The organism is Stenotrophomonas sp. S39 (assembly GCF_016624665.1).
Taxonomy (GTDB): Bacteria; Pseudomonadota; Gammaproteobacteria; order Xanthomonadales; family Xanthomonadaceae; genus Stenotrophomonas.
Window position 1 is genome coordinate 1 of the sequence record NZ_JACVTT010000116.1, and the last position, 11,784, is coordinate 11,784.

The 11,784-nt window shown below is 68.9% G+C and carries 10 protein-coding genes; 3 read left to right on the forward strand and 7 right to left on the reverse strand.

Features of this window, described 5'->3' with window-relative positions; genetic code table 11:
• Window positions 1-152: 152 nt before the first annotated feature.
• The 3 genes from agp to IAE41_RS20135 all read right to left on the reverse strand — a co-directional run bounded on the left by agp (window position 153) and on the right by IAE41_RS20135 (window position 4,888).
• Window positions 153-1,373, reverse strand: coding sequence for a bifunctional glucose-1-phosphatase/inositol phosphatase (agp, locus tag IAE41_RS20125; protein ID WP_200734324.1), 1,221 nt, complete (start codon window positions 1,371-1,373; stop codon window positions 153-155).
• A gap of 23 nt (window positions 1,374-1,396) precedes the next feature.
• Complete coding sequence (smrA, locus tag IAE41_RS20130; protein WP_200734325.1) at window positions 1,397-3,229, reverse strand: multidrug efflux ABC transporter SmrA; 1,833 nt, start codon at window positions 3,227-3,229, stop codon at window positions 1,397-1,399.
• An 84-nt stretch (window positions 3,230-3,313) separates the two neighbouring features.
• Window positions 3,314-4,888 carry a serine hydrolase gene (locus IAE41_RS20135; RefSeq protein ID WP_200734326.1) on the reverse strand — a complete coding sequence of 525 codons (1,575 nt, stop codon included), beginning with the start codon at window positions 4,886-4,888 and terminating at the stop codon, window positions 3,314-3,316.
• A gap of 110 nt (window positions 4,889-4,998) precedes the next feature.
• Between IAE41_RS20135 and IAE41_RS20140 the strand changes: the two genes are divergently transcribed.
• Both IAE41_RS20140 and IAE41_RS20145 read left to right on the forward strand, forming a co-directional pair.
• Window positions 4,999-5,442 (forward strand): VOC family protein, encoded by a 444-nt coding sequence (locus IAE41_RS20140; RefSeq protein WP_200734327.1) that lies wholly within the window; start codon window positions 4,999-5,001, stop codon window positions 5,440-5,442.
• Window positions 5,439-6,302, forward strand: a complete 864-nt coding sequence (locus tag IAE41_RS20145; RefSeq protein ID WP_200734328.1) for a DUF72 domain-containing protein — start codon at window positions 5,439-5,441, stop codon at window positions 6,300-6,302. Before IAE41_RS20140 ends, IAE41_RS20145 begins: the two co-directional genes overlap by 4 nt.
• On the opposite strand, the gene IAE41_RS20150 is transcribed toward IAE41_RS20145, so the two are convergent.
• Entirely contained in the window at window positions 6,223-6,837 is a 615-nt protein-coding gene (locus IAE41_RS20150; RefSeq protein ID WP_200734329.1) for a Pr6Pr family membrane protein, read from the reverse strand. The genes IAE41_RS20145 and IAE41_RS20150 overlap by 80 nt on opposite strands.
• A 79-nt stretch (window positions 6,838-6,916) precedes the next feature.
• Here IAE41_RS20150 and IAE41_RS20155 point away from each other — a divergent pair, with 79 nt between their 5' ends.
• Window positions 6,917-7,864: a DMT family transporter gene (locus IAE41_RS20155; protein ID WP_108746275.1), complete on the forward strand. Its 948-nt coding sequence runs from the start codon at window positions 6,917-6,919 to the stop codon at window positions 7,862-7,864.
• Window positions 7,865-7,923: 59 nt separating this feature from the next.
• On the opposite strand, the gene IAE41_RS20160 is transcribed toward IAE41_RS20155, so the two are convergent.
• The 3 genes from IAE41_RS20160 to IAE41_RS20170 all read right to left on the reverse strand — a co-directional run bounded on the left by IAE41_RS20160 (window position 7,924) and on the right by IAE41_RS20170 (window position 11,504).
• Window positions 7,924-8,994, reverse strand: a complete 1,071-nt coding sequence (locus tag IAE41_RS20160) for a sensor domain-containing diguanylate cyclase (protein WP_079221223.1) — start codon at window positions 8,992-8,994, stop codon at window positions 7,924-7,926.
• An 88-nt stretch (window positions 8,995-9,082) separates the two neighbouring features.
• Window positions 9,083-9,805, reverse strand: coding sequence for a pseudouridine synthase (locus IAE41_RS20165; RefSeq protein ID WP_079221222.1), 723 nt, complete (start codon window positions 9,803-9,805; stop codon window positions 9,083-9,085).
• A 34-nt stretch (window positions 9,806-9,839) separates the two neighbouring features.
• The gene (locus IAE41_RS20170) at window positions 9,840-11,504 is read right to left on the reverse strand and encodes a sensor domain-containing diguanylate cyclase (RefSeq protein WP_200734330.1); all 1,665 of its coding nucleotides are present in this window, start codon (window positions 11,502-11,504) and stop codon (window positions 9,840-9,842) included.
• Between the last annotated feature and the right edge of the window lie 280 nt (window positions 11,505-11,784).

The following is an 11,784-nucleotide window of genomic DNA, read 5'->3' on the forward strand; positions in this document are numbered from 1 at the left end:
TGGTCCGCACTGCGGATGGGTTCATCCACGCATGGCGTGGATCTACTGCACCCCGGTGGTGGGTGCGGACCGTTGGTCCGCACTGCGGGTGGGGTTCATCCACGCATGGCGTGGATCTACTGCCCCCCATCCACGCATGGCGTGGATGGCATTCAATCCACCGCGCGATGCAGCAGGCGCTTGAATTGCATGTCACTGCATCCGTCCTGCCCACATCCGGGCAGCGGCAGCTCCACCCGTCCGGGCGGCTGTGCATCACTCAACGGCAGCGCATCACGCAACTGCGTACGGGTGGGATAGACATACACCAGCCGATAGCGCGCTTCGCCGCTGTGCACGCGCCAGCGCTCGAACTGCAGCAGGCCGCCGATCGGCGTCTTCTCAAGCTGGTCCGGCAGCGTGTAATCCGCGGTACCCAATGCCGCCAGCACGGCGCCGATGTTGGAATCGTGGCCGACCAGCAGGCTCACCTTCGGCGACTGCGGATCGGCGAACAGGCCATCAATGTGCGACAGCAGCGGCGCGGCCACGTCGCGTGCCACCTCCGGGGTGCCGAACAGGATGTCCTGATAGCCGTTGCGGACCCGCGCCAGGGCCTGCCACTGGGCGTCGCCGTGCAGGCGGCCCCAGCCTGCCGGTGTTCCGCTGCCGTTCTGGTAATCCTGCATCAGCAGCGCATCGACCATGCCGTTGGCCAGCGCCAATGAACCGGAGGCCCCCGGCTCCTTGCCTGCTTCCGCGCGGAACTGGCTGTCGCCCGCACGCAGCATGCAGTGGCTGCGTCCCGCGCAGGCCGGCGAGGCCCCGTGTTCCACCACGCCCTCGACGACCTGCAGGTCCGGCCCCAGCCGTGCCTCCGATTCGGCCTTCTGCATGGCCCGCAGCGCGCGTCGCTGGAAGCCGGCGTCGTCGCGGTGGATCACCGGGTCGAACAGCGGGTCCATCGTGCCCAGCGGCCTGCGCTGTTGCACCGTGACGTGGCAGCCTGGAAACGCCCCGGCAACGAAGAACTGCGCGGTGGCCTGGGTGCGCTGCAGGCTGTTGGCCAGCGCGTGGAAATCGCCCTCCTGCGGGCAACCCGTTGCCGGCAGTACCTGCTGCTGGCGCAGCCATTGGCCGAGGTAGCGGCCCAGGTAGATCTCCAGCACGCCGCCCTTGGTGCTCAGCTCGCCAGCGGCAACGTCCCAGGTTGCCCACGCGTGTGGCGTGGCGTCGGCCAGCGCGCCCGAAGACACCAGCGGTGCGCGCAGGTTGTGGCGGCTGAGCAGGACGACCTGCTCGAGGGCTTCGCCTTCCACGGATGGCGATGCAGCGGCTGCGGTCGTGGCGACCAGTGCCAGCGCCAGCACCAGGGGGCGTAGAGAACGGATCATGCGGGTCTCCGGCTCCGATCCCATCATTGGTCGGCAGCCACGAACCCACCGGTCTGCCGCGCCCACAGGCGCGCGTACAGCCCACCGGCGGCGATCAGTTCGGCATGGGTGCCGGTTTCGGCGATACGGCCCTGGTCCATCACCACCAGGCGGTCCATGCGCGCGATGGTCGACAGGCGGTGCGCGATGGCGATGACCGTCTTGCCGCCCATCAGCTCGTCCAGGCTGTCCTGGATCGCCGCTTCCACTTCCGAATCCAGCGCCGAGGTGGCTTCGTCCAGCACCAGGATCGGCGCGTCCTTCAGCAGCACGCGGGCAATGGCGATGCGCTGGCGCTGGCCACCGGACAGCTTCACGCCGCGCTCGCCGACATGCGCGTCATACCCGCGGCGCCCCTGCCCGTCCACCAGCGTGTCGATGAAGGCTTCGGCACGTGCCTTGGCCACGGCCGCGCGCAGCTGCTCATCGGTCGCGTCGGGGCGGCCGTACAGCAGGTTGTCGCGGATCGAACGATGCAGCAGCGAGGTGTCCTGGGTGACCACGCCGATCTGCTGGCGCAGGCTTTCCTGGGTGACGCGGGCGATGTCCTGGCCGTCGATCAGGATGCGTCCGCTTTCCAGGTCATAGAGGCGCAGCAGGATGTTGACCAGGGTCGACTTGCCGGCACCGGACGGACCGACCAGGCCGATCTTTTCGCCGGGCTTCACCACCAGGTCCAGCCCGGCGATCACCCCGCCCTTCTTGCCGTAGTGGAAGTGGATGTCCTGGAAGTGCACGCCACCGTGGGCCACCTGCAGCGGCACGGCGTCTTCGCGGTCCTGCACGGTCAGCGGCTGGGCGATGGTGGTGATGCCATCCTGCACCGTGCCGATGTCCTCGAAGATGCCGTTGATGGTCCACATGATCCAGCCGGACATGTTGTGGATGCGGATGACCAGGCCGGTGGCCAAGGTGATCGCGCCCACCGTGATGTGCCCGCCGTTCCACAGCCACAGCGCCAGGCCGCAGGTACCGGCAATCAGGAAGCCGTTGACGATGGCGATGGTCAGGTCCATGCCGGTGGTGATGCGGGTCTGCGCGCGGTGCTTGACCGCCAGTTCCTGGATCGACTCGGCGACGTAGGCCTGCTCGCGCCCGCCGTGGGCGAACAGCTTCAGCGTGGGGATGTTGGTGTAACCATCGACGATGCGGCCCATCGCCTTGGAACGTGCCTCCGACGCAATCCAGGCCCGTTCCTTCGCGCGCGGCACGAAGTAGGCCAGGATCACCGCGTAGGCCAGCAGCCACAGGATCAGCGGCACCATCAGGCGCCAGTCCGCCTGCGCGAACAGGTACAGCGCGGTGCCGGTGTAGACCACGATGTACCAGAGCGAATCGACCATCTGCACGGCCGATTCGCGCAGCGAGGTACCGGTCTGCATCACCCGGTTGGCGACGCTGCCGGCAAAGTCGTTCTGGAAGAAGCTCAGGCTCTGCCGCACCACGTAGTTGTGCATCAGCCAGCGCGAGCGGTTGCTCAGCCCGGGCACGATGGCCTGGTTGACCAGCAGGTTGTGCAGGCCGACCAGGATCGGCCGCGCGATGACCGTGATGAACAGCATCCAGCCCAGTTCGTTGGCATGGCGCTGGAAGAAACCGGCACCGGGCTGCTCGGCGACCATGTCGACGATGCGGCCCAGGTAATCGAACATCGCCACTTCCACCAGCGCCAGCAGCAGGCCGGCGATGAGGGTGGCCAGCAGCACCGGCCACACCGGGCGCAGGTAGTGCAGGTAGAACGGCAGCACCTTCTGCGGCGGCATGCGGCCGTCCACGGGCGGGAACACCGGAATCAGGGATTCAAACCAACGAAACATCACATTCCCTCGCCATATCAGCGCGGGGATTATCCCATGGCCGGTGTGTTCCCGGCGTTCGCCGGCCAGCGGCCGGCGCTACCGCTACGGGGTGACCGGGGTGAACAGCAGGTCCTGGAAGTCGAAGCTGAAATCGGTCAGGTCCGAGATCGGCTGCATGCGCACTTCGCGCACCTTGCCGTCCGGGTCCAGGCTGAAGTTGACGAAGGCATCGGCGTTGAGCGAGCGGTCATCCCAGCGCACGATGAACGTATCGTGCTGCCAGTGCTCCAGGCGGCCGGTCAGCTGCGCGGTTCTGGCAAAACGCAGGCGCAGGCCCTTGCCCTCTGCAGACACCACCATGTCGCCATACCAGCGGTCGCGGTACGTGGCGGCATAGCGCACCAGCGGCAGCGACGGCGTGCTGCCCTTGGCGCGCTCGGCCTGGTGCTTGGCCCAGGCTTCATCAGCCTTGTCCTGCCCCTTGGCCACGCCCTTGGCATAGGCGTCCACCCAGTCGTGCTTTTCGCCGCCCAGGTAGGCATCGAGCACGCTCAGGGTGATGGCATTGAATGCCGCGCCCGCTTCCTGGTTGGTCAGCACCACCACGCCCAGCTTCTGCCCCGGCACCAGGGTCAGGCGCGAGACCATGCCCGGCCAGCCGCCGGTATGCCAGACCAGCTTCTGCCCACGGTAGTCGCTGAGGCTCCAGCCCTCGCCATAGCCGGCGAAGTTGGCGCGCGCCGGCTCCAGCTCGGGCACGCTCGGCGCGGCGATGGCCTGCGGCGTGATCATCTGCCACATCTCTTTCTGGGTCTTGGCACTGAACAGCGGCGTGCCATCGGCCAGCGCGCCCTCGGCCAGCTGCACCTGCATCCAGCGCGCCATGTCATGCGCGCTGGAATAGATGCCACCGGCACCGGCGTTGTTCGACCAGGTCAACGGCGCAACGGTGCGCAGGTCCTTGAAATCGTACTTGGCGTGGCCGACCGCTGCGTTGTCGCCGGCCTGCAGGTGGTCGGCGTTGTAGCGCGTGCCGGCCATGCCCACCTTGTCGAAGATGCGGGTCTGCAGGAACTGCTGGTAGCTCATGCCCGACACTTTCTCGATCACCTGCTGGGCGACCGCATAGAGGATGTTGTCGTAGGCATAGCGCTCGCGGAAACCGCCCTTCAGCGGCACCTGGCCCAGCCGCTGCACCACCTCGGCATTGCTGTAGGAGGTGGTCGGCCAGAACAGCAGGTCGCCTGCGCCCAGGCTGAGGCCACTGCGGTGCGAAAGCAGGTCGCGCAGGGTCATCTGCCCGGTCACGAACGGATCGGACATGCGGAACGACGGCAGGTGATCGATCACCTTGTCGTCCATCTTCAGCTTGCCGTCCTCGGCCAGCAGGTTCAGCGAGGTGGCGGTGAACGCCTTGGTGTTGGAGGCGATGGCGAACAGGGTGTCGGCCTGCACGGGCGCCGGCTTGCCCAGCTCACGCACGCCCCAGCCGCGTTCCAGCACCACCTTGCCATCCTTGACCACGGCCACGGCCACGCCGGGCACGTCGAACTGCGCACGCACGCGCTCGACGGTCGCATCCAGGTCCTGCAGCTGCGCCGGGGTCGGCGCGGTTTCAGCCGCATGTGCCATCGTCGCGCAGGCCAGCAGCACGGCGCCTCCAATCCAGTTGTTCATCCAGCACCATCTCCGAACGGGGGTTGCGGCCGTGTGCAGGCCATCACCGGGGTTTCGCGCGATGGTAACGGCCAGCGTCCGATCCTGCCCTGTGCCATAGGAGGGGTGTCATGGCCCACAGCGATCCATCCAGCACCGGTTCCACCATCATTCCGTGCCTGCGCTACCGCAACGCACTGGCCGCCATCGACTGGCTGCAGCGCGCGTTCGGCTTCCATGCGCAGGCGGTGTATGCCGAAGGCGAAACGGTCTTCCACGCGCAACTGGTGTTCGGCCAGGGCATGGTCATGCTCGGCTCGGTCAGCAGCAGCGGTGAATGGTCGAAGCTGGCGGTGATGCCCGACGAGGTCGACGGGCGACAGACGCAGAGCGCGTGCGTCATCGTTCCCGATGCCGACGCCCACTACGCGCGGGCCAAGGCCGCCGGCGCGCGCATCGTCATCGACATCGCCGACCAGGACTACGGCGGCCGGGGCTACGCCTGCGCCGATCCGGAAGGCTACCTGTGGTGGTTCGGCAGCTACGATCCCTGGCGCGCGGACCACGGCCAGTGACGTCCGCCGCGATCCGCTGCGGCATCGGCGGCTGGGTGTTCCCCGAGTGGCGCGGCGGCATGTTCTACCCTGAAGGCCTGCCGCAGCGCGAAGAGCTGGCCCACGCCAGCCACGCGCTGCGCTGCATCGAGATCAACGGCACCTTCTACCGCACGCCCACCGAAGCGCAGTGCGCGCAGTGGGCTGCCCAGACGCCGGACGGTTTCCGCTTTTCAATGAAGGCGCCGCGCTACATCGTGCAGCGCCGCGATCTGTCGTCCACCGTCGAAGCGGCCGCACCCTTCCTGCAGGCCGCGCTGGCGCTGGGTGACCGGCTGGGCCCGCTGCTGTGGCAGTTCGACCCCAGGCACCCGGCCGACGCGGTGGCATTCGAAGCGCTGATGGCTGCGCTGCCGCAGACCCTGCAGGGCGTGCCGCTGCAGCACGCGCTGGAAGTGCGCAACGCGCAGGTGCACGGGCCGGAGCTGGTGGCCGCCGCGCGCCGCCATGGCGTGGCCCTGGTGATCGAAGACAGCGACGAGGCACCGTTGCACGGCGATGTCAGCGCCGGCTTCGTCTACGCGCGCATCAAGCGCAGCCAGGCGCGCCTGCGCGAGGGCCTGCCGCGACCGCAGCAACAACGCTGGGCTGAACGCGCGCGGCGCTGGTCACGCGGCGAACCCGTGGACGACCTGCCCTGCCTGGCCGAGCCCGCCGTGCCGCAGCCACGCGAGGTCTACCTGCTGTGCATCGGCGCGGGCAAGGCCCGCAACCCGGCGGCGGCGATGGCCCTGCAGCGGCTCAGCGACGACGCCAGCGATCCAGAGCCCACAGCAGGCTCCAGCCCAGCACGAACACGCCGGCCACCCGCAGCACGTTGAGCACGAAGGCCGCTGCACCGATCCGTTGCCAGTCCAGGAACGGGTACGGCGCCTGGCCGAGCAGGGCGGCCACCGCCATCGCCCAGCCCAGGTACGCCACCGGCACCAGCAGCACCCTGCCCAGCGCGCGCCAGCGCAGGTGCCCGTGCGGCAACAGCAGCAGCCAGCCGCCCAGGTACAGCAGCGGCACCGCGTAGTGCAGGCCCATGTCGACCCACCATTGCAGGCCGGTGGGCTGCCACAGCCCCTGCAGGGCCACCGCATAGACCAGGCTGGTCACGCCGATGCACAGCGCCAGCACCGCCGCCGGGGTCGCCCGCAGCGCTCGTCCCGCCGCCAGGCACAGGCAGCCCACGCACACCGCCAGGTTGCTGAGGATGGTGAAGTAGCCGAAGAAGCCCAGGGTCGCCGCGGCAATGCCCGCGCTCCCGCCGGGGCCATTGACCAGCAGCAGGTACTGCAGCAGCAGTGACGCGGCGGCGACCAGCGCGGTCAGCGCGGCCCAACCCCGCAGCAGCGAACGGTCGGCAGGCATGCACGGGCTCCAGGGACAGGATGCAGCGGGCAGGCCACCGGCATCGCCGGCCGCCCTGCGCTTGCCGCACAATACACCGATGACGACCCCCGACACCCGCAAAGCGCTCTGGCAGATCCATTTCTGTGTCCTGTTGTGGGGCGTCACCGCCATCCTCGGCAAGCTGATCACCCTGCCGGCGCTGCCGCTGGTGTGGTGGCGCATGCTGCTGGTGGTGGCCATGCTGGCCCTGCTGCCGCGGGTCTGGCGCGGGCTGCGCACCCTGCCGCTGCGGCTGGTGGCCGGTTATGCCGGCATCGGTGCACTGGTCGCCCTGCACTGGCTGACGTTCTATGGCGCGGTGAAGCTGGCCAATGCCTCGGTGGCCGCCACCTGCATCGCACTGGCGCCGGTGTTCACCTCCATCATCGAACCGTGGGTGGCCAAGCGGCCCTTCCAGGTACGCGAGCTGGCCTTCGGCCTGGCGGTGCTGCCGGGCGTGGCCCTGGTGGTCGGCGGCGTGCCCGATGGCATGCGCCTGGGCGTGCTGGTCGGCGCACTGTCGGCGCTGCTGGTGGCGGTGTTCGGCTCGCTCAACAAGCGCATGGTCAGCCATGCCGATCCGCTGACGGTGACCGCGCTGGAACTGGGCGCCGGCACGCTCACCCTCACCCTGCTGGCGCCGGTGCTGCCGTACCTGCTGCCGGCGCTGGCCAGCCCCCTGTGGGTGGTGCCCGACCTGCACGATGGCATCCTGCTGCTGGTGCTGGCGGGCGCCTGCACGCTGCTGCCGTTCGCCCTGGCGCTGGTCGCGCTGCGCCATCTGAGCGCCTATACCGTGCAGCTGGTGACCAACCTGGAGCCGGTCTATGCCGTGCTGCTGGCGGTGGTGCTGCTGCGTGAGCAGCATGAAGTGACGCCGTGGTTCTACCTGGGCGTGGCGATCATAGTCGGTGCAGTGTTCCTGCATCCGCTGCTGAACCGCCGCAAGCCGGTGCAGCATCCGGAGATCCTGGGCACGGCCGAGGCGCGCAACATCGCCGAGTAAAAGCAGCCAGGCATGGCTTGGCTCTACAGAAGAGCAGAAGCAGTCGAGCAAGCTCGACTCTACGGCGCCAGCTCGACCCGGTCGCGGCCGTTGGCCTTGGCCCGGTACAGCGCCGCGTCGGCGCGCGCCAGGGTCTGGTCGGTGGTTTCGCCGGCCTGGTGCTGGGCCACGCCGATGCTGACCGTCACCGGGAAGCCCAGTGGCAGGTCGGCCACCGCCATGCGCAGGAACTCGCATTGCAGTTCGGCGGTGCGCAGGTCCACGTCCGGCATCAGCGCCACGAATTCCTCGCCTCCATAGCGCGCGGCCAGGCCGCGGCCGGCGAAGTGCGAACGCAGCAGCACGCCCAGTTCGGCCAGCACCCGGTCGCCGGTGGCATGGCCCTGGAAATCGTTGATGTGCTTGAAGTGGTCGATGTCCACCAGGGCCACGCAGGTCTGCCGCGGCTGGCCGTCGGCGCTGGCCACCGCGTCCTGCAGGGCAGCGGCCATCGCGCGCCGGTTCGGCAGCCCGGTCAGCGCATCGGTGCGGCTCTGTTCGGTCAGGTCGGCGTTCTGCGCCAGCAGCACGTCGTGGTACTCCGACAGCAGGCGCTCGTAGTCATCGCGCTGCACCATGTGGCTCTGGATATCCAGCGCGAAGCGGCGCAGTTCCATCACCAGCATGACCTGGCGTGACAGCGCGGCCAGCGCCTCGGCCTTGTCCGGGGCCAGGTGCTGCGGGGTGGGATCGAACACGCACAGCGTGCCCAGCGGCAGGCCGTCGCTGCTGATCAGCGGCGCACCGGCGTAGAAACGCACGTGCGGATCGCCGGTCACCACCGGGTTGTCGTGGAAGCGGATGTCCTGCTGCGCATCCTCCACCACCATGAGCTCGCGCGGCTGCAGGATGGCGTGGCCGCACATCGATTCGCTGCGCAGGTTCTCGGTGGCATCGATGCCCTGGATCGACTTGAACCATTGCCGTTCAACGTCGATCAGGGTGACGGCGGCCATCGACGTGCCGCACACCGCCTTGGCGATGACCACCAGGTCATCGAAGGACTTCTCGCGCTCCGAATCGAGGATGCGGTAGCGGTACAGCGCGTCCAGGCGCTGGGCCTCGTTGGCAGGCTTGTCGGGCTTGATCATGCAGCGTCATGTTCCGGCAGGTCACTGCCGAGTCTAGCCGATGATGCAGTCCGCCAGCCGAGCATGGGCCCGGCTCTACAGGCGTCGGTTACCAGTCCTGCTGCTTGGGCAGCAGCCCGCGCAGTTCCTGCTCGGTCAGGTTGCGCCACTGGCCCGGCTTCAGCGCACCGATCTTGATGTTGTCGATGCGCACGCGGCGCAGCTGGGTGACGCGGTAATCGAACGCGGCGGCCATCAGGCGGATCTGCCGGTTCAGGCCCTGCTCCAGGGTGATGCGGAAGCCGAACTTGGCGATGCGCGAGGTGCGGCACGGCAGGGTCATCTGGTCGTGGACGCGCACGCCGCGGGCCATGCCGCGCAGGAATTCATCGGTGACCGGCTTGTTGACCGCCACCAGGTACTCCTTCTGGTGGCCGTTCTCGGCACGCAGGATCTGGTTGACGATGTCGCCGTTGCTGGTCATCAGGATCAGGCCCTCGGAATCCTTGTCCAGGCGGCCGATCGGGAAGATGCGCTGCTCGTGGCCGACGAAGTCGACGATGTTGCCCTTGACCGAGCTTTCGGTGGTGCAGGTCACGCCCACCGGCTTGTTCAGCACGATGTAGACGTGGCGGCGGGCGCCGGGCTTGCGGGCCACGCGCACCTGCAGCGGCTGGCCGTCCACCAGGACGGTATCGCCCTCGCCGACGACGGCGCCGGTACCGCCGGGGTGGCCGTTGACGGTGACCCGGCGGGCGGCGATCAGGCGATCGGCCTCGCGGCGGGAGCAGAAGCCGGTTTCGGCGATGTATTTGTTGAGTCGGGTGGTCATGGCCCCATTATCGGCCATCCCCGCCCCGCCCGGGTCACGCCGGCAGCAATGGATCGACGGTTTCGCCGTCGAAGACCCGGTTGCGGCCGCTGCGCTTGGCCACGTACATGGCATGGTCGGCCCGCCGCAGCAGCGCGGCCAGGTCGTCCTCGCCCGGGCGCCACTGCGCCAGGCCGATGCTGGCGGTCACCTCCAGGCCCGGCACCTGCAGGTCCTGGCAGAGCTGGGTGATGCGCTGGCGCAGCTGCTCCAGGCGGGCGGCGGCCGCGTCGCGCGGCATGCCCGGCAGCAGCAGCAGGAACTCCTCCCCGCCCATGCGCACCACTTCGTCCTGGTTGCGCACGGCCGCGCGCAGGGCCTGGGCCACGGCCACCAGCACCTGGTCCCCGACCGCATGGCCGTGGCGGTCGTTGATGTCCTTGAACAGATCGATGTCGAGGAAGCCGATCACCAGCGGGCCGCCGTCGCGCTGCACCCGTTCCAGCTGCTGGGCGAGCTGCTGCAGGCCGGCGCGGCGGTTGGGCAGGCCGGTCAGCATGTCCGTCTCTGCCAGCTGGCGCATCTCGTCCCGCTGCTGGCGCAGCCGGCCCAGGCGCAGGTTGAGCGCGTAGGCGGCCATCATCAGCAGCCAGGTGACCGCCAGCTGCAGTGCCTCCACGCGGTACTCGAACAGCCATTGCGCGCGGGTCGCATCGGCCACCACCAGCACCAGCATCGGCGCCAGCGACGCCAGCCCGGCCACGGCCCAGGCGTCCCCGCGCAGGCGCGCCCACACGCCCATGGCCAGCGACAGCAGGCAGCCACCGATGAAGCAGGCCTGCAGCACCCGCGCTACCGCCGCCAGGGTCTCCCGCTGCAGCCAGGGCACCATCACGGCCACGCCCATCAGGCCCCACAGCAGCAGCTGCTGGGCCAGCCGCGAGCGTGGCAGCACGCGGTCACCGCCGTTGAGCCGCCACAGCGCCGGCAACACCAGCGCCAGCGTGGCCGCGGTCAGCGACAGCAACCACCACGGGCCACGCTGGCCGACCGGCAACCACGGCTCGGGGTAGCCACTGAGGCCGCCGAGGATGGACTGCCACAGCACCAGCACCACGGTGGCGGCGATATAGAACAGGAAACTGCGATCACGCGTGGTCAGGTAGGCCATCAGCGCCGACAGTGCCAGGGCGATGGCCACCGCGATGCAGGCCGCGCGCACCAGCAGGCGCGCGGTGTCGTTCTGCTGCACGGGGCTGGGCGCGCCCAGCAGCAGCGTCGGCACCCAGCGCGCCTTCAATGGCCGCTGCCAGGACACCACGAACGGCTCATGGCTGCCGGCCGGCGGCACGGCGACCATGCCGATGCCGGCGCGGAAGCGCGAATCGCGGGTCCGCGCGTCATGCATGTTGCCGCAGATCTCGCGGTCGCCGTGCTTGAGGCGCACTTCGCCGGCAAACACGTTGAACACATCCAGCGCCTGCGGCTCGCCGGACCACCCTCCGGGCGGCGCTTCGACGGTGACCTGCTGGCGGTCGCCGGACAGCATCTGCGGCGTGCAGGCACGATGGGGGGTGGGTTCATCGGTGGCGGCACCGACCAGCAGGTAATCGCGGCCGTTCTCGACCGTGCGCGCATGGCCGAGCCAGGGTGCGGCGAGCACCATCAGCAGGACGACCAGCACCGCCCCCGTTCCGTAACGCCACTGCCTGCCGACCACGCTACATCCTGTTTCTGCTCACGCCCGCGCCCGCTGCGCGTCGCCCCTGGCGGGCATTATCGCAGCGGAATGCGCCAGGAATGTGTAGGCCAATGGTGGTAGGTGGGGGTGTTGGTTGGCAGGGCTTGCAGCCCTGCACCTGCCGAAGCAACAGCAAAAGCGTGCTATCCGTGGGTTGGCGGGGTGGGTCCGGTTGAGGGGGACGCCGTAAATACGTCCATGTAGTCTTGGTCGCGGCATCCATGCCGCTCACGCCCCCTCAACCGGACCCACCCCGCCT

What these genes read in the sequence shown, in the direction of transcription:
- smrA (WP_200734325.1), bottom strand. Translation starts at nt 3,229, where the DNA reads ATGTTTCGTTGGTTTGAATCCCTGATTCCGGTGTTCCCGCCCGTGGAC.
- IAE41_RS20135 (WP_200734326.1), bottom strand. Translation starts at nt 4,888, where the DNA reads ATGAACAACTGGATTGGAGGCGCCGTGCTGCTGGCCTGCGCGACGATG.
- IAE41_RS20150 (WP_200734329.1), bottom strand. Translation starts at nt 6,837, where the DNA reads ATGCCTGCCGACCGTTCGCTGCTGCGGGGTTGGGCCGCGCTGACCGCG.
- IAE41_RS20155 (WP_108746275.1), top strand. Translation starts at nt 6,917, where the DNA reads ATGACGACCCCCGACACCCGCAAAGCGCTCTGGCAGATCCATTTCTGT.
- agp (WP_200734324.1), bottom strand. Translation starts at nt 1,373, where the DNA reads ATGATCCGTTCTCTACGCCCCCTGGTGCTGGCGCTGGCACTGGTCGCC.
- IAE41_RS20165 (WP_079221222.1), bottom strand. Translation starts at nt 9,805, where the DNA reads ATGACCACCCGACTCAACAAATACATCGCCGAAACCGGCTTCTGCTCC.
- IAE41_RS20160 (WP_079221223.1), bottom strand. Translation starts at nt 8,994, where the DNA reads ATGATCAAGCCCGACAAGCCTGCCAACGAGGCCCAGCGCCTGGACGCG.
- IAE41_RS20140 (WP_200734327.1), top strand. Translation starts at nt 4,999, where the DNA reads ATGGCCCACAGCGATCCATCCAGCACCGGTTCCACCATCATTCCGTGC.